Genomic DNA, 20,322 nt, shown 5'->3' with positions numbered 1-20,322 from the left:
ATGATCATTATTACTGCCGCCTGGCTGGCTAAAGCCGGAAAAGAAAACGAACTTAAAAACCACTTAATCAATATGGTAAAAGAAGTACGTAAAAGAGAACCAGACTGCGCTCTTTATACCTTGCAGGAAAACCCCAAAAACCTTCGCGAGTTCCTGTTTTACGAGCAATACAAAAATGAGGCCGCTATTAACCTGCACACCAATACGCCGCACTTTAAGGCTTTAATGGAAAATACAAAAAACTTGATTGAAAACGATGTAGAGGTAAAATTTTATAATTTTATTTTTTAATAAACATAAATAAATGGCCAAAATCTTGGTTTGTCAACATGTCCCGCATCAAATTTTAGGAACGCTCGATCCGCTCTTTAAAAAAAACGGCTTTCGTATTCGCTATGCCAATTTTAGCCGTTTCCCCGATTTAAAACCCGATTTACAAGGCTACAACGGCCTTGTGTTATTAGGCGGCCCCATGAATGTGGACGAAACCCACAAACACCCACATCTTAATTATGAAATTAAATTGATAGAAATGGCCCTTAAAAAGGATATCCCAATTTTAGGTATTTGTTTAGGAGCACAACTCATTGCCAAAACATTGGGCGCACCAGTTTCTAAAAACCATGAAAAGGAAATTGGCTGGCATGATGTTAATTTTACACAAGAAGCCAGTGAGGACCCTCTGTTTAAATTCTTTGAACCCTGTGAAAAATTATTTCAGTGGCATGGATACGCGTTTGAAACACCTAAATCGGCAGTGCGACTAGCCAAATCTGCCCTCTGTCCTAACCAGGCTTTTCGCTATGGATCTAAAGTATACGGGCTACAATTTCATCTCGAAGTTGATAAAGCACTGATTAATCGATGGCTCACAACGCCCATGCATTGTGAGGAATTAAAACAATTACGTCACAAACCCAATCCCGAGCAAATTTTAGAAGAAACCGATGTCTGCCTTGGACGATTAAATACTATTAGCCAGCATACTTTTGGCCAATTTATCAAACTTTTTGGAGATAAGAAAAAACGCGGCGTTCTTCCCTCACGGTGAACTTGCATTATTGTCGAATCGTATCAATCACAATACCTGAAGATTCTATAGGCTTTAGCCGGCGACGACCCACCAGGCTAATAGTCTCATTCTCATTCAGCACAAAAATCTTTAATCCCTGAAACGGCTGATAACTAGCCGCCAGCACTGTCACCGTTTCATCGCCTAAGGCTAATGTATCTCCCACATGAAAAATAAATTCGTCATAGCCATAAAAATCGATATCGGATTCTTGGGTTTCTAAATCCACAACCCCTCTATCGACAAGACGAGTCCCTTTTGAAGTTGTTGTTTCGGTATAAGAGACTTGAGCTTCAACATCAATAAAGCCATCGCCATTGCTAAAGCGAACAAGACCTTCTTGACTCCCGTTATGGACAAGGGGATTTTTATTTTTACCGTAATAGCCGGTTACTTTATACAAGATGAACTCGTTTTTCCCATCGCCATTATAATCATCCAAGGCATTTTCTTTGACATAATCAACACCATCGACCTGTACAATTTCACTATTCCACAAATGAATATCGGAACTTGAGGGAAATTGACTGTTATAAAGATCACCTATTGAACCCATACTGTATCCTTTCCGTTTTCAGCCTTATTTTGCGGCAATTGCCTGTTTCTTGTTCACACCATAAGGCCGTAACATACGAAAACATTGTTATTTTTTTCAAAACCGCCCCCTCTATTTTTAAAGATAGCAAGCTTCATGCCAAAAAAAGCACTCGAAATATACCTATCTTTATTTGTTCCCCTAGTGTAGAGCAGGCCCCCTTATGACTACTTTTGCTGATTTAAACTTAAGTGCGCCCTTGATGCAGGCGCTTACCGATCTTAATTATGAAAGCCCTACTGGCATTCAATCGCAGGCACTTCCTATTCTTTTGGGAGAACCCACTGATTTTATTGGATTAGCGGCTACTGGTACGGGAAAAACCGCTGCTTTTTCTATTCCTCTTTTAGAACGCATTGATGTTTCAAAACGCGTGACTCAAGCGCTTGTTTTGTGCCCTACCCGCGAATTAGCCCTTCAGGTGGCTGGACAGATTAATCTTTTAGGAAAACATCTGCATATTAAAGCGCTCCCTATCTACGGCGGGGCCGGTTATCACGAACAGCTTCATGGTCTTAAAGCCGGCGCGCATGTCGTTGTCGGCACTCCCGGCCGCTTGATTGATCATTTGGAACGCAAAACTTTAAAACTGGATAATCTTAAAACCTTAGTTCTCGATGAAGCGGACGAGATGATTTCGATGGGTTTTAAAGATGAACTGGAAGAAATTTTAAAAGCCTCCCCGCGCGAAACCAGCAACATCTGGCTTTTTTCGGCCACCATGGAGCCGCAAGTACGCCGCATTGCCGATACTTATCTTAAAAAACCCAAACATGTGCAGATCAATAAAAAAGAAATGCTCTCAACAACTGTCGAGCAAATTTATTATCTGACCCGCGAGGCCTTAAAGCAGGATGTCCTCTGCAAATTAATTGATGCCGCCGATGATTTTTACGGCATTATTTTTTGCCAAACCAAAGCACTGGTAATGGATTTAACCGAAGCCTTGCGTAATAAAGGCTACAAAGTAGATTGTTTGCACGGCGATAAAAACCAGAACGCCCGCGAATACACCATGCAAGCTTTTCGCAATAAACGCGTAAACATTTTAGTGTGCACCGATGTAGCCAGCCGTGGAATTGACGTGAAGGATGTGACACACGTTATTAACTATTCTATCCCCCGCGAGCTTGATAATTACGTACACCGCATTGGAAGAACCGCCCGCAGCGGAAAATCGGGCTATGCCATGAGTTTAGTAACGCCTTCTAACCGAGGTCTTATCCCGCGGATTGAGAAGATGACCAATAGCCGCATGACCGAAGGCAAAATTCCCAGCGGCAAAGAAATTGCTCAGAAAAAATTGGGTTATATCTTAGCTCCCTTTAAAGAACAAAAGGCTCATGGACGTGTAATGGAACTGTTGAGTGACGAATGGAAACAGGGCCTTGCCGATATGAGCAAGGAAGAAATTGTGGGCCGCTTTTTAGCCATGAAATTTCCGGATTTATTTAAGGAACAAGCCACGCGAGAAGAACGTTCACATAAAAAAGAAGATCATCATAAAGAAGGTAATCGCAGCGACGACCATTCGCATTCAAAACATAAAAAGCACAACAAAAAATTTAAACAACGCCACTACTTTGGTGCCAGCGGCAAAAAGAAACACAAAAAATAACTTTCATTAATAGCACAGGCACATAATGTATGCGCTATCATCGCAAAAACCTTCACTATCATTAATCCACTCAAAATCTCTTACATCTGCCTTCCCTGTAGCTGTACTCATCATACTATCGGTAGACGTCCACTCGTCGCAGGTAAAACCATCCGTTACATCACCAACAACGCTACTCCCACTCCACCAATCTACCGTTAGAGCCGTATCGATAATAGGATCAGAAAACTCTATAGGTTCCGCCAACATGGCAGTCCAGGTATCGGCTATAGCCGCATCCGAATTGGCCGCGTCTAGTATAGGTAAATCTGTTTCTACCCCATAGTTATCCGGCATATTGGAAATTTGATCATCGGTATCAACGCTTAAAAAAGCACGTACACCATTAATGCAGTTTAAGTCGGATAAACTCTGATCGTGTGTGACACGACAAATGAAATCGGCAGCCGTACGTCCTCCAAAATCGGCAGTAAAGGCATCATCCGAGTGAAATAAATAAAGATTACTCATGCTACCAGTTGGTTCTGGAGCTTCTTCGGTAGAGTTTCCTTGGCAACTATAACTTCCTAAATTATTACTAACCCAGGTGACACCTGTATCTACATACTTAAACTGCCACGAACTGGTAGCGGCTGTTGCCCCGAAAATGATATGGATATTCATCGTTCTCACCGAACCACTACTTACTCTTAAACCAAAAGTTCCCCAATATTCGGTTTGATCGGCTGTTGTTTTAAACACCCCATTACCCAACACGATATCGGTGGCCTTAATTCCACTGCATGAAAATGAAAGCTTGGTGGCTCCATTTAAAGAAAAGGCAGTGTACTCACCGCCCTTGCCGCAATAACTATCGGTTGTTAAAGTAACAAAAGAACCACTTCTGCCGGCAATACCAAAAGTACCAGCCAGCCCATTTTGCGCTAAATCCATACCACTGCCACCTGATTCGGTAAAATTACAATTTAAATTGGTGGTATCTACGGTTTTACCTAAAGCTTTAATTGCCGTGGGTGCCGACGTTGCATCCTCTAAACCATTAGCCTGGGCCACAATGTTAAACACTTCTTCAGTAACGGGTAAAATTGCGGCTTCAAGATCTTCCTGAGCTTGTTCTTCGCTTGTAAGAGATGAACCCGAGCCGCAGTGAGCTAAGCCCAAAAAAAGAAAAAATAACGCCATTAAACGAATTTTTGATTGAAACATCATACCCCTCCCCCTGATTAAGATGATCGCTTTATTTTAGAGAATAAAATAAAATAGAAAAGATATATTTAAAAATAATTTCTATCAAAAATAAAACCTATACCCCAACAATGTTACTTGCCAAAAAGAAACACTGCTCATAAACATGCCATATGAATAAAAACAGACTGGAAGCTTTTAGCGACGGAGTACTAGCCATTATCATCACCATTATGGTGTTAGAGCTCACCCCACCACAGGGAACACATCTGGATGCGCTCACCCCTCTTTTTCATACCGTTTTAAGCTACATTTTAAGTTTTATGTATGTGGGTATTTACTGGAATAATCATCATCACATGCTACACACCGTACGCCAGGTAAACGGCCGCATTTTGTGGGCCAACTTACATCTGCTTTTTTGGCTATCTCTTTTTCCGTTTGCTACCGCCTGGATGGGTGAAAATCATTTTGCCCCCACCCCCGTGGCTCTTTATGGAGGGGTGTTGTTTATGGCGGGACTTTCTTATTATATTTTATCGCGTAGTCTTATTAAACTGCATGGAAAAGATTCCACCTTGGCCAAAGCCGTGGGAAAAGACGTAAAAGGCTTATTCTCGCAAGCCCTGTACGCACTAGCCATCCCGCTTTCGTTTGTAGAGCCCTGGGTGGCCTTTGCCATTTACTTAAGCGTGGCCTTTATGTGGATTGTTCCCGATCAACGTATAGAAAAAGTTTTAAACGGTTAATCAAAAAAAATATCATTTTATAACTTCGGCGTTTGTTAACCACAACACATCTAATGTACCATACTCACCTTCTATTTTTACTTTTTCGTGATTAATGGTGGCATTAATGTTTTTGCCAATCAGGGGTTCACATTTTATTTTATCTTGAGGCCACAGGGCCATTTCTTCCAATTGGCCGTCTTCCACAAAAAAACAGTTGGTATGATAAAGACCTTTTTCTACTCGTGAAATACGACCTTTTATGGTCATAGGCCAAGTTACCGCATGGGCGTTAAAGGCTATAAAAAGTAAAGAAACGAGTATTATAATGGTACGCATAGATCCCTTTTAAAAATTAAACATAATAAAATCAAGCGTCTTCACATCATAATCCCGCCCTGTAAAAAATGACGTATTGCGTCATTTTTGTATTTACATTTGCTTAGCACTTACGGTAAGACGCGCGCATGGGCACAAATACAAATACTTATCAGGCACAGATTTATCAAGGGTTGCAGGGTTATAAGGTTAATATAGAACTACCACCTTCGCCCCTTGTGGAGGCGTTAGATACGGGAGACTTTTGTCCTTTAGATGACAATTTGGAAACCTGCGATATTGACCCTTTGGGCTTAAGCACCGAAATAGAAACTTTTTTAAAGCATATTCAGTACAGTACCGATGTGCAGCTTACCTATTTTAGCGTTAACAAATACACACATACCTTAACGGCAGGGTTTTACGATGGCACATACAGCTACGAAGTGACTGATCACTATACCAACGAAAACTTTGACTGCAGTGTTGATAGCATTGTTTACAACAACGGAAATGAAACCGTGACCTTAACGGGCAATATCCCCCCCGTTTTTAGCAGTATTTTATGGGTTGGACTTAGTATTTACGACATACAAGGCTTGTATCAATGGCAATGCATGACAGCCGATTCTATGGTTCCCATTTCTCCCATTGGGCTAACCGTACTTCCTCCACAAAACATGGTAATGGATTGCGTGAACATGACCATCGATCCCGATACACTTCCTGCAGGTACAGTTCGTAATACCACCACGGTTTTACAAAAATGCCCGGCGTGGATTATTTCGGTAAACGGGAAAAGATAATTACATTCATTTGACAGGATTCATGCGTTTAGATACACAAATTCTCTAAGGAGACCCTGCATGAAATCATTGTTCCGTTTTTCTTTAATAGTAATTTGTTCCACTTTTTCTAGCTTTGTAAACGCAGCAACATTTACTCCGACGACAGCTGACGAATTTCAAACAGCGCTGACCACAGCCGAAGCAAATGGCGAAGATGATACTATCGAATTGCCGGCAAGCACAATAAATGTATCAGATAAGGCCGGGGATACTACCTTTACATTTTCATCAGCCGAAAACTTTGCACTCACAGTTACCGGCGAAAGTACCGAAACATCCATATTGGCTGGTGGTGGAGCTACCGATACCGTTTTAAGGATCAACATGACGGGTAGTGGCGATATATCGTTAACAAATCTGACAATTCAAAATGGTTTTGATACCGTTACCCCGGGAGGAGCTAGCTTTTCGAGCCAGGAAGGAAGTATTACTGTAGATGCCGTTACATTTTCCGATAACGTTGGTTTAAACGGTGGTGGATTAGCTGCAACCACAGACACGGGAGATATTTCGATCACAAATTCCACTTTTGAAGGTAATGCAGCCAGCGGTGAAGGTGGTGGTTTTAATATTCTTTCAGCTACCGGAGGAACCTTGACCGTGGAAAACGTCGATGTAACCGACAACGAAGCAACAGGTAGCTATGCCGGTGGCCGCATTAATTGCCGTGGTACATGCAACATATCTAACACAACATTTACAGCAAACTCCATCACGATCGGACCTGCCGTTAGCACAGGAGGCTTATCGGTTTTTGGTAATAGTGCTACAATCACCCTCGATACGTTAACGATGAGCGATAATATTAGCGGTTCCGATTCGGGCGGATTAAACTTAGACCTTACCGATACTTCACTCACTCTTTCCAATTCTACTTTCGAAAACAATGAAGCCCCCACGTCGGGTGGAGGCGTAAAAGCGAGGGTTGATGGGGGTAGCCTTACTTTATCGAATAACACTATTTCAGGCAACAGTGCCGACCTTGTGGCTGGTGGCATTCTTGTAAGCGGACTTAACGGTGCCGATATTGTTTTGGAAAATAACATTATTGCCGAAAACACATCGGCCGATACCGAAGGTGGTGCTAGCATTTCTACCGATGGCGACATTATTTTGGTGAGCAACGTTATTGCCGATAACACATCCGCATCCGATGGTGCCGGAGCAACACTTTCCAGCGAACAAACGCTTACCGTAACCAACAACACTATTGCCAACAACACTTCTGGCGATCAGGGTGGCGGGCTTTTTGTTTTGCTGGATGCAAACGACGTTACCATCAACATTTATAACAACATCATCCGCGGCAACACCGCCACCAACGAAGGTGACGATATTTTTGTAAGCCCCGGCATCTTTACTTACACGGTAAATTTATTTAACAACAACTTTACCGAATACTGCGCCTCTACCGATTGTGATTTAGCTTCTCTGGGCGATAATCAGGGTAATAATTTAGATGTAGACCCTCTTTTTACCGACCCCACTAACGGAGGCTACGCCTTACAATCAACATCGCCTATGATTGACGTAGGCGATGATGCTGCACCCGAATTACCCACCGATGATATTATTGGCACCCTGCGCAGCGAAGGCAGCGCACCCGATATTGGGGCTTATGAATTTGATCAGGCGGATACCAGCGGATCCTCCGGGGGCTGTCAGCTTAGAAACTCTGAAGCACCCTTTCCTGCCGTTTTTCTTGTTTTTATTTTAGGAATAACGTTATGGAGAATTCGCAAAACTCTTAAAGCTTAAATTATTTTTTCACGCTTGCTTCATAGCGTTTAAAATCATCTTTAAGGCGCGAGTATATCCATTGGATTACTGCAATATCGTCCAAATAACCGAGCGTAAAAATAAAATCGGGAATAAAATCGGCAGGATTCACAAAATAAATAAGGCCACCGATAAGACTCATCACCGTTTTAGCTGGCAATTTAAAACGACCACGCGCTACATCACCCACCATTTTAATCATGAGGGTAAGATTAGAACGTACAACGCCCACTTTGCCGGAATTGGCATTTAATTTTTCCTGCGCTTTGACTACCAAAGCTTTAATCCAGTGCAGATCTCTATTTTGCTCCATATGTTGCCTCTTCTATTTCATTCAAACGCTTTCCCGCCAACATCCCGCAGGCTGAATGGCGCGCATTCCCTACTGAGTAACGTCTTACAATAGGCACTTTTAAATCCTGCAACATCATTTGAAAGGCTTTGCGCTCGGCATCATCCGCTCTTTTATAGCCTTGTGGACGTGCATCATTCACATCAATTAAATTTAATTTGTAGGGCGTGTCGCCCATTAGTTTTTTGAGCGCCTCTACTTCATCCATTCCGGAATTAAAACCCCGGATGAGCACCCAGGCCAACGTTAAGCGCTCTTTTCTTTTAGCACCATATGCTTTTAGCACTGTAGCCAATTCTTCCAGCGAATACCCAGCAGCCACAGGGAGCATCTGCTTTCTTTTTTCGAGAACCGCGGATGTGAGTGACACAATAAGACGATAAGGATGATTTTCTTCGGTATATTTTTTAATTTGTGGCACCAAACCTACAGTAGAAATGGTAATATTTTTAGAATCAACACGACATCCACTGGGCGAATTTAAGAGCTGCGCTGTTTTGATAACATTGGCGTAATTATTAAACGGTTCACCCTGCCCCATAAACACGGCACCACTCAAGCGCCCATCCGTTTCAGCCCTAATTTGCCAAAATTGAGCGATCATTTCCCACACTTCCAAATTACGTTTAAATCCCAAACGCCCCGTAGCGCAAAAATCACACTTCATGGCGCAACCCACTTGGGATGAAAGGCACACCGAATAATGCCCCGGCTTTAAAAGAGGAATTTTTACCGCTTCAATGAGTGATCCATCGTGCGATTCAAACAAATAGCGCACACTTTTATCGGCCGGGTCTTCGATCCGTTCGATAATCTTGAGTAATGATGTATCCAAATTTTGAGATAAAACTTCCTGCAAACTTTTACGAATAGGACGACGCAGCGTAAAATCCATTTTGCCGTCTCCTAAAACATGCGCCTGCAGACGCGAGGCTTCGGCAAGCGTGATACTTTGTGGTAAATCCTGAGTTATATTGACAAGATCTTGAGGCAATAAACTAAAGAGATGAGGTTTCATGTTTTTAGAGGCACAAACTCAATCTGCTGCTCTACCATGCGGTTAAAGAGTGTAAGCAGAATATCGTGCGGCTTGCCTTCTCTATCGCCCTTAGGTTCAAAATAATCAAGGATATGATGAATAGCCTCAATGGTAGAATAACAATAGGGCTTGGGCTGTTTACGTATTCTAAAAGAAGATGGTTTGGGTGGTGTAAAACAAATGGTGGGCAATTGTTGAAGGTTGCGACTTAACTTCACTGTTTTTTTAGCCGTAGCCCATGTTCCATCCACCACAAAAATAACTTTTTGTTTTGTCTTCTCTTCTTTTTTAACCAAAACCGATAAATCACAAGCCTCATTCCCCGGATACAAAAGAAAACAATCATTCTGTGGATCTGTAATAATTTTATTCACTTCAATATTATCACTATAATCGTGCCCGGTAATTAAACGTGAATTTTTAAGACACAAATGCGCCATACGGCCTGTGGCAATCTTACGCTTGTTTTCGATGGGATGAATAAGAATAACAAACTGCATAGAACTATCCACCGGCGTTATCAGTCCACAATAACATAAAGCTTTTGGCCGACGACAAAAGTAGCAATTATCTCTCAGCATATTTAAGCTTTATCGGGTGGAACAGAAAAAATTTCAGCGTAAAAATCGGAAAGTGTTTTATAAAGATGCTGTGATCCCGTTAAGCGGGCAACCACAACAGCAATCAAGCAAGCCAGCATAACCGGTAACAACATATGATGATCGTTGGTCATTTCAAAAACAATAATAAAGCTGGTCATAGGAGCCTGAATAGTTCCAGCCAAAAAAGAAGCCATCCCAATTAAAGCAGCACTGGCTAATGAAACATGAAGAACGCCAGCCAGAATATTACCAATAGCCGCCCCAACTGCCAAACACGGGGCAAAAATACCAGCTGCCAAACCGGACCAAAACGTCATCAAAGTGGCAATGATTTTTGTGAGGGGGAATAATATTATACCCTTCACAGTTTCTCCCTCCAACAATTGCTTAGCCACAGTATTTCCAGGCCCCATTACATCTGCATGAGACAAGCTGGCAATACACACCAATATCAAACCACAGATAAACGGCCACGCATAAATCCATTTAGTTTTGGTTATATTTTTCTGAACAAATCTTTGTCCCTTCCACAAACACGTAGAAAACCATGCCCCACACAATCCCGATACAATAGCGATAAAAACAATTGCAGTAAGCGACAAATCGCCCCCCGAAATTAAATTACCAAAATAAAAATAATCGCCAGTAAATGCTTTTGCTGTAATAGCCGCTACAATAATGGCAATCAGTACAATTTCTTTCATACTGGTAAAAACATCTGACGAAAGTTCTTCGATAGCAAAAGCAACTCCCGCTAAAGGCGTGTTAAAAGCAGCCGCCAAACCAGCCGCTCCTCCCGCTACCACAGCCGAACGCATGTCAAATTTTAAGCCTGTAAAACGACGAACAAAAGTAAGGGAAAGGCAAAAAACACACATGGCAATATGAACTGTTGGTCCTTCACGTCCTGTAGAAGCTCCCACAGCAATTGCGGCCAACAACGCCATAGACTTAACTAAAAGAGTAGGAAAAGAAATAAGAGGAAACAATCTTTTTTCGGTACCCGGTTTAAAATGGCGAGCCGCATATACAGCCTGAGGGATCCCAGTGCCGGCTGCAAAGGGCGCAAATCTTTTAATCAATATTACAATAATCAAAAATGACAGTGGCGTTACGAGCCAAACATAAGGGCCAATTGTTACAAAATCGAGACGATGAGATAAAACAATCTCGAATAAACGCATAAATTCCACGCAAACAATTCCCGTTAAAATAGCCGCACCAATATAAGCACATGCCTCTATACTGTGCCTAGAAAACAAATTTAAGAATGCCTTTTTAATATTATCCATCAACCTTTTACCTTTATACCTTTTTTAACCAAGGCATCACGTAAAATATCTCTCTTGTCACCTTGTATTTCAACAATTCCTCCCTTTGCGCCAATAAGAGACGTACCGCCCGCCCCACATTTCCTTTTTAATTCGGTACAGAGTTCCTTTAAAAACTTCTCGGCTCGCGGCAGCTCATCAATAACCGTCACAGTCTTGCCGCCACGGCCAGCTTTTTCAATGCGTAATTTGGCGGTAATTTGATTCAGAACCACTGTTTCATCGGCTACACAAACACATTCCGAAATTAACTCCTTACACTTGGGGCATTGTTTATTCAGTGCTGGATCGGTTGAATACACCAGGCGCGTATTGTTCATATTCATGGTCTAGAGCTCCTAAAAAATGAAGTCAAGAAAACGCACAGGTTTTATTTGCCTTTTAGAGCAAGGACTCGTAGAGTACAGCCCATGAAAAAAATCATCTTTGCCTTCTTGGCTTTAATATCATTTAACGTTCACGCTCAAATCCCTACAGCACCCTGGGCGCAACAAATGTCGGCAGAACAGGAAATTAACATCCCTAACGGGCCAAAGGTTACCAGCAAAATTTACGTTGATAACGGCAAAGTACGCGTGGATGTAAATGCCATGGGCATGCAAATGAGTAATATTACACGTACCGATAAAAATTTAATGTACATTATCATGCACACACAAAAAATGGTAACCACCATGCCTCTAACTCAAAAGGATACCGATAGCGCCATGGCTTTTGACACAAAAAACTTAAAATTTGAACTTGTAGGTGAAGGAACTATGGAGGGCGTACAGTGTGACAAATATAAACTCAATTATGCTACCAGCCGCCCCATGATTTTCTGGATTAACAAAGCTAACCGTACTCCTGTTGTAATGGAATCGGAAGCGGGCGATATGAAAATTATCTGGCGTAACGTGGTACCCGGCCCGCAAGATGCTTCTCTTTTTGAACCGCCTGCCGGCTACCAGGTAATGAATATGCCCTCTATGCCGGGCGCCCCCTCTCCATCCACTCCACCAGTAGGACAATAAATATATGATTGTTGCTACCCAAATTCGTGTTGGTCAAATTTTAAAAATTAACAACAATCTTGTGCGCGTTTTAAAAGTGCAGCACATTACACCTGGTAAAGGTAATGCGGTAATCCAAACCGAAGTACGCAATTTAAAAACTAATAATAAAGACAATATCCGTTTTCGATCGGCCGAAACGGTAGAACAAGTAAGTGTAGCCACACGCAACGTTAATTTTTTATACCAAGATGGCAACACCTTTCATTTTATGGATCCGGCCAGCTTTGAGCAGGTAGAAATTGGTCAGGATATATTGGAAGAAGTTTTGCCTTACCTGGTACCCGAAGGTACTATTACGGTTTCTACTTACGAAGGCACACCTGTAGCAGTAACTCTTCCCCCAAAGCTCACTTTTGAAGTTGCCGAATGCGACCCACCCTCTAAAGGAAGCGCCGGCGCCTTTAAAGACGCCAAACTCATCAATGGATTAATTGTAAAAGTGCCCCTCTTTATTAAAGCAGGCGATGCCATTGTGGTAAGCACCGAAACGGGCGATTACATGGAAAAAGGCTAAGCTTAATTGCCCGGATCCCAATAAACAATAGAACCTAATTTTCCTTTTACCGCTATAGAAGCTTGATACCCCTCTTTTACTTCTAATGCTTCTACTTGATAACCCGCAACTTTTTGAGGATTTTTAGAGAGCCCCCCTGCCAACCCTACTCCTTTAGCTTTAACAATGGCTTCCTTTTGAGTCCAAAGCGTAAAAAAGGAATTGGTTTGATTGGCTTTGGGTAAATTTTGAATAAACTCACATTCCTTTTTTGAAAAATATCGCTCAGCAATTTTACCAACACTGACTTTGCGCATTTTTTCTACATCCACGCCCAGCGGTTGATTTAGGCTAATCGCCAAAAGAGCTAAATTGCCAGAATGAGAAATATTAAAGTGGAGTGGCAAACCTTTTAAGCTGGGTTTCCCCCATTTATTTTTAACAAAAACAAGAGAGGTTTTTGGCAAATAATGTTGTAAAATTTCGTGAAAAGCTTTTTCAACTTTTTTACGGTCTTTATGGCTAAAAGGAAGACTCCACACATGCACTTGATTGGGCTTAATCTCAAGATAACTCATACTTAAGCCTTATTCCAGCTTGCATCATTCGTCAAAACTAATTATCCCATAAACATGATCCAGTTTTTCTTTGAGGGCCCGCTTTATTACAAATCCCTCCGCGACGATATTATGGCGGCCACCACCAGCGTGGATATTGAAATGTATTACTTTGCCAGCGACAAAACAGGTTGGGAATTTGCCGAACTTCTAAAAAAAAAGGCTCAACAAAATGTTAAAGTGCGCCTCTTATGCGATAAACTGGGTTGCCAATCATCATCATCCGATCTTTTTGACGATTTAAAAGCCGGTCAGGTAGAAGTTAAATTTTACAACCCACCCCTAACTCCACAAAGACCCTCGTGGCATCGTAACCATCGTAAAATGATGATTATCGATAAAAAAATAGGATTTCTGGGTGGTTTTAACATTGGGTCGGAATATTTTATAGATGACAATGGTCGTGCCCCCTGGCGCGATACGGGTATCAAGTTTGACATTCCCGAGCTGGTACAAGAAATGTTTTTTTACTTTGGCGATGTGTGGAATCACAATAAACTGTCTCTAAAAAATTTTTGGTATAAATCAAAACCTCCTGTTTGGGAAAAAGGCCCCTTTCATCTGGCATCCTCAAAAGGATGGCGTCGACAAAATGCTATTCGCGCCGAGTATGACCGGGCTATTCGTACCGCTAAAGTTAACATTTTGATTACAAACCCTTATTTTGTCCCTAACAGGCGCCTGGCCCGTTTACTGCGTTTTGTTGCAGCTTCGGGAGTTGATGTACGCATTCTAACAGCCGGCATTAGCGATATTAAACTGGTTAAATGGGCCTCCCAATCAACCTACACTCGTTTTTTAAAGTCGGGGGTTAAAATTTACGAATATCAAAACCGTGTGTTGCACGCCAAAAGTGCAGTTATTGACGGAACATGGTTTACCGTAGGCACCTCTAATTTTGATTATTTAAGTTTATATAAAAATTTAGAAATTAACTTTTTTGGGCAAGATGCAAGCTATGGAGAATTACTAGTAAATCAATTTAAAATTGATTTGGAATCGGCACATGAAATTACATTAGCCCAATGGAAAAAACGCCCATGGTGGCAAAAACTTATTGAAAAATTTGCCTATTTTTTTAGAAAATGGATGTGACATAAACTTACGCAGCATTTAGCACCTGCTGCACGGTAATAAGTAGTTTTTCTAAAGATACCGGTTTGGGCAAATAGGCTTTAGCCCCCATCGAAAGCCCCTCTTCAATTTCTTCTCTAGCACCTTTTGCGGAAATAATAATAACCGGTATGGAGGAGTCATTTTTAAAATAACGACATAACTCGTAGCCATCGGGTGATGGCATCATCAAATCAAGCAAAATAAGATCTGGAGCTTCTTTTTCCATTTCCCATAATCCCGAAAGCCCGGAGTCGGCTTCCACCGTGTGATACCCCGCCTTTTGCAAATTAAATGCAAAGCACTCTCTAATATCGGCATTGTCGTCCACAATTAAAATTTTACACATCCCTACCTCCTTTATGGAGAGTCCTTCAACTGGGTGACAAGTCTGTGACCATCTCGAAAAAGATGTGTAACCTTCCATCAAAAAAGACTATAATAAATACTTATTTATGACGCGTATAGCCCCCGGTTTAGAACAACTCATGGATCCCAACCAACTCACGTTTTATCTTACGTTGGGGACGGTTATTCATGAAATTCCCATCCGTCGTGTGGGTATGGACTTTTTAATTTTGGATTTCTCTCCACAACTTAAGGGAATGGATTACGTAAAAGGCTATGTGGTAGCCAAAGATGGCCGCGGCATTATCCCTATAGAATGTAAACTCACACTCGAGAAAACAGATGATGGCAAAATAGATATCTTGATGTTAAAAATGAACCCTGCCGATCTCAAACTTGTTAATCAGCGCGAGTTTTATAGACTGGCTAACGCGGCTCGCGATAAAGCCACTGTATTATCGGCCGAAGGACAAAGTTATACTGTAGATATTATAAATATAAGTGCCGGTGGGGTTGGATTTACAACTTCCGAGTTTTTAAGTTCGGCCCCCGTGTACCAAATTACCTTTCCCCTATGGAACACCGAAACCAAAATCAATTTGGCCATCAAGGTTGTGTTTTACAAAAAGAAAAAAAACGCAAACGACCCCTGTTACCATGGAGCACAGTTTATTAAAAACCAGTCCCTTACATCTTTTCCGGTACTCACCAAAAACGATCAGGAAAAAATAATTCAATCTATTAACCGACGCTTGCTCGATTTGCGCAAAATTAAAGACGACTAATATACTACTTAAGTCCCTCTTCCTCAAAAGACTTGAGGGTAGCTGGGCGTTCTTTTATACGTACCATATAAGATACCAGCTGAGGCCAGGCACTTAAATCTACCTTTAAATAATTGGCCCAGTTGCATACCGTAAACAAATAAGCATCGGGAGCGGTATAATTTTTTCCCATCAAAAAATCATTTATTTCAAAATGGTTTTCTAAAAAAGAAAAGCGATCTTTTAAATTTTTAACCGCAATTTCTTTATAGGCCTGCGGTGTATCCGGCTTCCATAAAGGACCAAAACCTTTATGCATCTCGGTAGCCACAAAATTAAGCCACTCCAATGTTTTGTAACGCTCCCAGCTTCTAGCCTTGGCTATTAAGCCGGCATCCGGCTTTTGATCGGCTAAATACTGTAATATTACGGCGGCCTCCGTTAAAATATCACCGTTATCCAATTGCAATACGGGAACCGCCCCTTTAGGGTTAACCGCTTTAAAATCTTGGCCATTACCGTATGTTTTTTGGCGTAAATCGGTGCGTACCAAATCAACTTTGATATTTAATTCGTTAACAAGAATATGGGGAGCCAGCGAACAGGCGCCCGGTGCATAATAAAGTTTCATAAAAAGTCCCCACTTAATTTTTTACCTATTTTTTCAATCACTCCATCCCAATGACCGGGGGAAGGCTGTAAAAAAAACTGCATAGTTGAAAACCAAGCATCTGTATAATTTATTCCAGCTTTAGGTCCAAAATAATAGGGTAAAATAACCCACGCTTTTTTCCCCAAAGCACCTGTCAGGTAAGCTGTAGCCGTATTGATGGAAATGACAAGATCCAAATTTGAAACCAGCGCTGCAACACTGTCTATATCATTCCATAAATCCAAATCATCCCAATGGTGAAGGGTTTGTTTAAACTCCCGCTCTATAAATTTTCTTTCCTTTACGGTATCTCCATACTGCAAATTGATAAAATCGAACTGTGTATTTTTTAAAACATCCCCCCACCAATCAATTTCGGTAGAAAACTTAGACCTGGTGCTACTACCCAAATCAATCCCCTTACTCGTCCAGCTGATGCCAATTTTGGGTTTATTCCCCAGGAAATTTAGTCGGCTTTTCCAAAAGGCCGTTTTATGGGCATCAGCTTTAAGGTAGGCTTCTCCCGGAAAGGGAGAATATAAATTCAGGCTACCCACAGGAATTTGATAATCAATTTTTTTGTCTTTTGCCCATACCGAGGAACCATCATCGGTCCTGGCCCTTACCTGTGCCTCCGGGAAGTTTTTTTCAAAAAGAGTAACAAGTTTGGGATGACATTCTAAATAAGTTTGTGAAGCCTGACTCACCACCTGTTTTAAGCAGGATGAAAAAAAAATCTCATCCCCCAACCCCTGCTCACCATATATGAGTATTTTTTTATCTTTTAAGGGCTCGCCCATCCATCGAGGCTGAATATAAGCCCGCATCCACTCAAAGCCCGGCGTTTTAAGCCGCCATTCGTAATCGGGCCAGGCGCGTTTAAAATCTTGCAGCAAAATTAAAATTTGTGCCCGGTTTACATAGGCCTCGGCCAAATTAGGCTTTTGCTTTAAAGCCCTGTCATAACAGGCCAGTGCGTCTTCAAAACGGCCCATTTCTTTAAGCGTAATTCCCTTGTTAAACAAAATTTCAACGGTGGGCTCTCCTATCAGTTCAATTTTTTCATAACATTCAAGTGACTTCTCCAAATGATTTAAATCTTTAAAAACAATTCCCAAGTTATTTAAAACCAATATATTTTGCGGATTAAGACTTAAGGCGTGCTGGTAACTTTCAAGCGCCTTGTCAAACTGGGACGCTCTTTTTTGAATATTGCCCAACTGAACCCACAAGGAAAAGTTATCTGGAAATATTTTGAGCGCCTCCCTACATACTTTTTGAGCTTCACTAAAGCGCGCCTGGGCCGCATGATTTTGCGCCAAATTAAGATGGGCATCTAAAAATAAAGGATAAGCCCGGATGGCCTTTGCAAAAAAATCGGAGGCCTCCTTTTTACGATTTTGTTTTTCCCGCAAAATTCCTAAATTATTGAGTGCCGAGGCATTGGGCTTTTTATCGGTAAGGGCAATTTTAGAATAATATTCTTCGGCTTTATCCAGCTCGTTTAAACCTAAGTAAGCATTTCCCAATGAATTATAAGCCTCATCCAAAGATGGATTGATTTGCAATGCCATTTGCAAAAAAGTTAACGATTCTTCAAAGCGGCGGTCCTGACATTGAAGTGTTCCCAATAAAAAAAGCGCCTGTGCATTGTGAGGATCTTTTTCAAGAATAGCCTGATACAATGACTCGGCCCTGGCAAAATCACCCGTTTTATGAAGTGCAAAAGCTTTTTCCAACATTGCATTCATGCTTTATCCTTTAATAATAAACTACGCGCCATATCTACAACCTCCTGCGGCCCTGTAAGAGTTAGAATATCTCCCTCCTGAAGCAATTCATTACCAGACGGCATAACAACACTACCGGTTTTGCGCGTAATAGCGACAACAGTAGCGCCAGTTAAGGCTCTCAAATTAAGCGTCGACAGGGTTTTATCAAAAGCCGGGCTTTGTCTGGTAACGATCACACTTTCCAAAACCCCCAAACCGGGCAAAAGATTGCTAAGTTGCGGAGATTGTAAAGACATGTTGGAAGGCAGGCGCGAGGATAGAGCTTCTATCACCACCTGTGCCCCGGCTTTCACATGCCCCTGCAAATTTCCCACATTGCGCCAGAAAATAACGGCAATCACAAAAAAACTCATCCCAAAAAGAGAAAGACTGAAGGATAAAGGCACAAAGGGCTGGGTTAAAGCCAGAAAAGGCATAGCGGCAATGGCCAGGATCACCATCTGAATACTCACCACAAAAGCCTTGCGCGGCGTGGCAGCCTTATCCATGGAACCTTCTTTTGCCACAGGCAATATTTTGCTGGACATGGCCACGCCTAAACTGCCAGCGCAACGGATAATGCCCAACACAAAAGGAAAACCCAACACGACACACAAGAACAAAACCAACCCTTTTACCCAAACAAGAGAAAGGGGAAAATAAGGCACAATCAATGCCGTTAAGGCATGAAAATAATACGATACCCCTATAATAAAGCCGGCCAGAATTATCACATCCAATACACACAAACCAATAAGACGTTTAATACGCGAATTGATACCTGGCAAATTGTCGGTAATCTGAAACTCGTGAATCCAAGAACCATAGAGAGACAAAAAAGTATGAAACGAGGCAGGCATGATTTTATCAATAAAATGCACAAAAGGAACCGAAGCTTTAATCAATAACGGTGTAGTGAGAGCAGTGATGCATGATACAGCGATCGCCACCGGATACAAAAAATCGCGCGTAGCTCCAGTGAAAAGGCCCATGGCAGCCAAAATAAAGGAAAACTCGCCGATCTGCGTCATACTCATGCCAGCCCTAATGGACGTGGAAAAACTGAACCCCGATAAAAAAGACCCCATGGAAACCCCCACAAACTTGCCTACAATCACAATCAGCACAAAAACCGAAATCATCTGCCAATGTTTCATCACAAGAACAGGATTAAAGAGCATCCCAACCGCCACAAAAAATACGGCGCCAAACATATCACGCACGGGGCGCACCATATGCTCCACTTTTTTCCCTTCGCCCGATTCGGCAATAAGAGCACCCGCCAGAAAAGCACCCAAAGCCACCGAGTAACCCAGCTTATGCGCCAGAAGAGCCATCAAAAAGCAGATACCGATACTGGTGACCAGAGTAATTTCGGATCGGTTAAAACCCACAATCACCCTCATCAAACGAGGCAAAAGCCAAACACCCACAACAAGAGTAAAAACCAGAAAATGTGCCAGCGAAAGTCCAGCACGCATCAAATCAAGAGGATTTATAGAAAAACCCGCCGAAAAAGTGTTTAAAACAGCCAAAAGCAGAATAGCAATGACATCCTCAAAAATAAGCACACCAAAAACCAAATCCGATATTTTTCCGCGTATATTTTTTTCCTCAAAAACTTTTGCGATAATGGTAGTACTGGATATAGCAACAATAGCTGCCGTATATAAACTTTCGGTTCCTGTTAACCCAAATAGGCGGCCGGCAGCATAACCCAGCCACATCATAAAACTCGATTCAATCAACCCCACAAAACCGGTGGTGGGAGCAAGCTTGATAACTTTGGTAATACTTAATTCAAGCCCAATAGAAAACATGATGAGGATAACTCCCAGCTCCGAAAGCGTATGAATCACACGGCTGTCGGCCACCAGAGGAATAGGGACATGCGGCCCCACCAGCATACCGGCAATAATATACCCCAACACAACAGGTTGTTTAAGTTTATGGCAGATAATGGTGGTAAGCCCTGCAACGGCCAGAACCAGAGCCAGATTTTCTAGAAAAAGATAGGGATTATCCATAAGGCATGTTAAAT

Annotated in this window: 23 protein-coding genes; 10 read left to right on the top strand and 13 right to left on the bottom strand. The window is 41.9% G+C overall.

The window, feature by feature from the left end; all coding sequences use genetic code 11:
- Together K1X76_08195 and K1X76_08190 are read left to right on the top strand one after the other, a co-directional pair.
- Complete coding sequence (locus K1X76_08195) at positions 1 to 291, top strand: antibiotic biosynthesis monooxygenase (protein MBX7149053.1); 291 nt, start codon at positions 1 to 3, stop codon at positions 289 to 291.
- Positions 292 to 304: 13 nt separating this feature from the next.
- The gene (locus K1X76_08190) at positions 305 to 1,051 is read left to right on the top strand and encodes a type 1 glutamine amidotransferase (GenBank protein ID MBX7149052.1); all 747 of its coding nucleotides are present in this window, start codon (positions 305 to 307) and stop codon (positions 1,049 to 1,051) included.
- Positions 1,052 to 1,058: 7 nt separating this feature from the next.
- Here K1X76_08190 and K1X76_08185 read toward each other — a convergent pair whose 3' ends face one another.
- The gene (locus tag K1X76_08185) at positions 1,059 to 1,628 is read right to left on the bottom strand and encodes a hypothetical protein (GenBank protein MBX7149051.1); all 570 of its coding nucleotides are present in this window, start codon (positions 1,626 to 1,628) and stop codon (positions 1,059 to 1,061) included.
- 202 nt (positions 1,629 to 1,830) lie between these two features.
- Between K1X76_08185 and K1X76_08180 the strand changes: the two genes are divergently transcribed.
- Positions 1,831 to 3,285: a DEAD/DEAH box helicase gene (locus K1X76_08180; protein MBX7149050.1), complete on the top strand. Its 1,455-nt coding sequence runs from the start codon at positions 1,831 to 1,833 to the stop codon at positions 3,283 to 3,285.
- A 6-nt stretch (positions 3,286 to 3,291) separates the two neighbouring features.
- Here the strand turns inward: K1X76_08180 and K1X76_08175 are convergent, their stop codons facing one another.
- Positions 3,292 to 4,494, bottom strand: coding sequence for a hypothetical protein (locus tag K1X76_08175; protein MBX7149049.1), 1,203 nt, complete (start codon positions 4,492 to 4,494; stop codon positions 3,292 to 3,294).
- A gap of 149 nt (positions 4,495 to 4,643) precedes the next feature.
- Here K1X76_08175 and K1X76_08170 point away from each other — a divergent pair, with 149 nt between their 5' ends.
- On the top strand, positions 4,644 to 5,219 hold the full coding sequence (locus K1X76_08170; GenBank protein ID MBX7149048.1) for a TMEM175 family protein: 576 nt from the start codon (positions 4,644 to 4,646) through the stop codon (positions 5,217 to 5,219).
- Between the two features lie 12 nt (positions 5,220 to 5,231).
- On the opposite strand, the gene K1X76_08165 is transcribed toward K1X76_08170, so the two are convergent.
- Positions 5,232 to 5,537, bottom strand: coding sequence for a hypothetical protein (locus tag K1X76_08165; protein MBX7149047.1), 306 nt, complete (start codon positions 5,535 to 5,537; stop codon positions 5,232 to 5,234).
- Between the two features lie 128 nt (positions 5,538 to 5,665).
- On the opposite strand from K1X76_08165, the gene K1X76_08160 reads away from it, so the two are divergent.
- Positions 5,666 to 6,322: a hypothetical protein gene (locus K1X76_08160; GenBank protein ID MBX7149046.1), complete on the top strand. Its 657-nt coding sequence runs from the start codon at positions 5,666 to 5,668 to the stop codon at positions 6,320 to 6,322.
- 60 nt (positions 6,323 to 6,382) lie between these two features.
- Complete coding sequence (locus K1X76_08155; protein MBX7149045.1) at positions 6,383 to 8,122, top strand: hypothetical protein; 1,740 nt, start codon at positions 6,383 to 6,385, stop codon at positions 8,120 to 8,122.
- Position 8,123: 1 nt separating this feature from the next.
- On the opposite strand, the gene K1X76_08150 is transcribed toward K1X76_08155, so the two are convergent.
- Genes K1X76_08150 through K1X76_08130 form a run of 5 tightly spaced genes read right to left on the bottom strand, consistent with a single transcriptional unit; the run spans position 8,124 to position 11,787 of the window.
- Positions 8,124 to 8,456: a DUF1232 domain-containing protein gene (locus K1X76_08150; protein ID MBX7149044.1), complete on the bottom strand. Its 333-nt coding sequence runs from the start codon at positions 8,454 to 8,456 to the stop codon at positions 8,124 to 8,126.
- Entirely contained in the window at positions 8,443 to 9,513 is a 1,071-nt protein-coding gene (locus K1X76_08145; protein MBX7149043.1) for a radical SAM protein, read from the bottom strand. The genes K1X76_08150 and K1X76_08145 overlap by 14 nt, the downstream gene beginning before the upstream one ends.
- Positions 9,510 to 10,115, bottom strand: a complete 606-nt coding sequence (locus K1X76_08140) for a DTW domain-containing protein (protein ID MBX7149042.1) — start codon at positions 10,113 to 10,115, stop codon at positions 9,510 to 9,512. Before K1X76_08140 ends, K1X76_08145 begins: the two co-directional genes overlap by 4 nt.
- A 2-nt stretch (positions 10,116 to 10,117) precedes the next feature.
- Complete coding sequence (locus tag K1X76_08135) at positions 10,118 to 11,428, bottom strand: chloride channel protein (protein ID MBX7149041.1); 1,311 nt, start codon at positions 11,426 to 11,428, stop codon at positions 10,118 to 10,120.
- Positions 11,428 to 11,787, bottom strand: a complete 360-nt coding sequence (locus K1X76_08130; GenBank protein MBX7149040.1) for a stress response translation initiation inhibitor YciH — start codon at positions 11,785 to 11,787, stop codon at positions 11,428 to 11,430. The genes K1X76_08135 and K1X76_08130 overlap by 1 nt, the downstream gene beginning before the upstream one ends.
- Positions 11,788 to 11,877: 90 nt before the next feature.
- Here K1X76_08130 and K1X76_08125 point away from each other — a divergent pair, with 90 nt between their 5' ends.
- Positions 11,878 to 12,480, top strand: coding sequence for a DUF4412 domain-containing protein (locus K1X76_08125; protein MBX7149039.1), 603 nt, complete (start codon positions 11,878 to 11,880; stop codon positions 12,478 to 12,480).
- Between the two features lie 4 nt (positions 12,481 to 12,484).
- The gene (efp, locus tag K1X76_08120; protein ID MBX7149038.1) at positions 12,485 to 13,036 is read left to right on the top strand and encodes an elongation factor P; all 552 of its coding nucleotides are present in this window, start codon (positions 12,485 to 12,487) and stop codon (positions 13,034 to 13,036) included.
- A gap of 2 nt (positions 13,037 to 13,038) precedes the next feature.
- Here the strand turns inward: efp and K1X76_08115 are convergent, their stop codons facing one another.
- Entirely contained in the window at positions 13,039 to 13,593 is a 555-nt protein-coding gene (locus tag K1X76_08115; GenBank protein ID MBX7149037.1) for a 4'-phosphopantetheinyl transferase superfamily protein, read from the bottom strand.
- 54 nt (positions 13,594 to 13,647) lie between these two features.
- Here K1X76_08115 and K1X76_08110 point away from each other — a divergent pair, with 54 nt between their 5' ends.
- The gene (locus tag K1X76_08110; protein MBX7149036.1) at positions 13,648 to 14,727 is read left to right on the top strand and encodes a phosphatidylserine/phosphatidylglycerophosphate/cardiolipin synthase family protein; all 1,080 of its coding nucleotides are present in this window, start codon (positions 13,648 to 13,650) and stop codon (positions 14,725 to 14,727) included.
- 7 nt (positions 14,728 to 14,734) lie between these two features.
- Here K1X76_08110 and K1X76_08105 read toward each other — a convergent pair whose 3' ends face one another.
- On the bottom strand, positions 14,735 to 15,094 hold the full coding sequence (locus tag K1X76_08105) for a response regulator (protein ID MBX7149035.1): 360 nt from the start codon (positions 15,092 to 15,094) through the stop codon (positions 14,735 to 14,737).
- A 106-nt stretch (positions 15,095 to 15,200) separates the two neighbouring features.
- Here K1X76_08105 and K1X76_08100 point away from each other — a divergent pair, with 106 nt between their 5' ends.
- A complete protein-coding gene (locus K1X76_08100) occupies positions 15,201 to 15,878 on the top strand; it encodes a PilZ domain-containing protein (GenBank protein ID MBX7149034.1) in 678 nt (225 codons plus the stop codon).
- Between the two features lie 4 nt (positions 15,879 to 15,882).
- Here K1X76_08100 and gstA read toward each other — a convergent pair whose 3' ends face one another.
- Genes gstA through K1X76_08085 form a run of 3 tightly spaced genes read right to left on the bottom strand, consistent with a single transcriptional unit; the run spans position 15,883 to position 20,308 of the window.
- A complete protein-coding gene (gstA, locus tag K1X76_08095) occupies positions 15,883 to 16,488 on the bottom strand; it encodes a glutathione transferase GstA (GenBank protein ID MBX7149033.1) in 606 nt (201 codons plus the stop codon).
- On the bottom strand, positions 16,485 to 18,260 hold the full coding sequence (locus tag K1X76_08090; protein MBX7149032.1) for a tetratricopeptide repeat protein: 1,776 nt from the start codon (positions 18,258 to 18,260) through the stop codon (positions 16,485 to 16,487). Before K1X76_08090 ends, gstA begins: the two co-directional genes overlap by 4 nt.
- Positions 18,257 to 20,308 (bottom strand): cation:proton antiporter, encoded by a 2,052-nt coding sequence (locus tag K1X76_08085; protein ID MBX7149031.1) that lies wholly within the window; start codon positions 20,306 to 20,308, stop codon positions 18,257 to 18,259. Before K1X76_08085 ends, K1X76_08090 begins: the two co-directional genes overlap by 4 nt.
- Between the last annotated feature and the right edge of the window lie 14 nt (positions 20,309 to 20,322).

The organism is bacterium (genome assembly GCA_019695305.1).
Taxonomy (GTDB): domain Bacteria; phylum UBA10199; class UBA10199; order UBA10199; family JAIBAG01; genus JAIBAG01.
This window is presented reverse-complemented; position numbering and strand designations above follow the sequence as displayed.

Excerpts from the sequence above, each read along its gene's own strand:
- K1X76_08125 (MBX7149039.1), top strand. The coding sequence starts at position 11,878 with ATGAAAAAAATCATCTTTGCCTTCTTGGCTTTAATATCATTTAACGTT.
- K1X76_08190 (MBX7149052.1), top strand. The coding sequence starts at position 305 with ATGGCCAAAATCTTGGTTTGTCAACATGTCCCGCATCAAATTTTAGGA.
- K1X76_08170 (MBX7149048.1), top strand. The coding sequence starts at position 4,644 with ATGAATAAAAACAGACTGGAAGCTTTTAGCGACGGAGTACTAGCCATT.
- K1X76_08090 (MBX7149032.1), bottom strand. The coding sequence starts at position 18,260 with ATGAATGCAATGTTGGAAAAAGCTTTTGCACTTCATAAAACGGGTGAT.
- K1X76_08155 (MBX7149045.1), top strand. The coding sequence starts at position 6,383 with ATGAAATCATTGTTCCGTTTTTCTTTAATAGTAATTTGTTCCACTTTT.
- K1X76_08085 (MBX7149031.1), bottom strand. The coding sequence starts at position 20,308 with ATGGATAATCCCTATCTTTTTCTAGAAAATCTGGCTCTGGTTCTGGCC.
- K1X76_08150 (MBX7149044.1), bottom strand. The coding sequence starts at position 8,456 with ATGGAGCAAAATAGAGATCTGCACTGGATTAAAGCTTTGGTAGTCAAA.
- K1X76_08140 (MBX7149042.1), bottom strand. The coding sequence starts at position 10,115 with ATGCTGAGAGATAATTGCTACTTTTGTCGTCGGCCAAAAGCTTTATGT.
- efp (MBX7149038.1), top strand. The coding sequence starts at position 12,485 with ATGATTGTTGCTACCCAAATTCGTGTTGGTCAAATTTTAAAAATTAAC.
- K1X76_08165 (MBX7149047.1), bottom strand. The coding sequence starts at position 5,537 with ATGCGTACCATTATAATACTCGTTTCTTTACTTTTTATAGCCTTTAAC.
- K1X76_08185 (MBX7149051.1), bottom strand. The coding sequence starts at position 1,628 with ATGGGTTCAATAGGTGATCTTTATAACAGTCAATTTCCCTCAAGTTCC.
- K1X76_08180 (MBX7149050.1), top strand. The coding sequence starts at position 1,831 with ATGACTACTTTTGCTGATTTAAACTTAAGTGCGCCCTTGATGCAGGCG.
- K1X76_08135 (MBX7149041.1), bottom strand. The coding sequence starts at position 11,428 with ATGGATAATATTAAAAAGGCATTCTTAAATTTGTTTTCTAGGCACAGT.
- K1X76_08145 (MBX7149043.1), bottom strand. The coding sequence starts at position 9,513 with ATGAAACCTCATCTCTTTAGTTTATTGCCTCAAGATCTTGTCAATATA.
- K1X76_08105 (MBX7149035.1), bottom strand. The coding sequence starts at position 15,094 with ATGTGTAAAATTTTAATTGTGGACGACAATGCCGATATTAGAGAGTGC.
- K1X76_08115 (MBX7149037.1), bottom strand. The coding sequence starts at position 13,593 with ATGAGTTATCTTGAGATTAAGCCCAATCAAGTGCATGTGTGGAGTCTT.
- K1X76_08130 (MBX7149040.1), bottom strand. The coding sequence starts at position 11,787 with ATGAACAATACGCGCCTGGTGTATTCAACCGATCCAGCACTGAATAAA.
- K1X76_08100 (MBX7149034.1), top strand. The coding sequence starts at position 15,201 with ATGACGCGTATAGCCCCCGGTTTAGAACAACTCATGGATCCCAACCAA.
- K1X76_08175 (MBX7149049.1), bottom strand. The coding sequence starts at position 4,494 with ATGATGTTTCAATCAAAAATTCGTTTAATGGCGTTATTTTTTCTTTTT.
- gstA (MBX7149033.1), bottom strand. The coding sequence starts at position 16,488 with ATGAAACTTTATTATGCACCGGGCGCCTGTTCGCTGGCTCCCCATATT.
- K1X76_08160 (MBX7149046.1), top strand. The coding sequence starts at position 5,666 with ATGGGCACAAATACAAATACTTATCAGGCACAGATTTATCAAGGGTTG.
- K1X76_08195 (MBX7149053.1), top strand. The coding sequence starts at position 1 with ATGATCATTATTACTGCCGCCTGGCTGGCTAAAGCCGGAAAAGAAAAC.
- K1X76_08110 (MBX7149036.1), top strand. The coding sequence starts at position 13,648 with ATGATCCAGTTTTTCTTTGAGGGCCCGCTTTATTACAAATCCCTCCGC.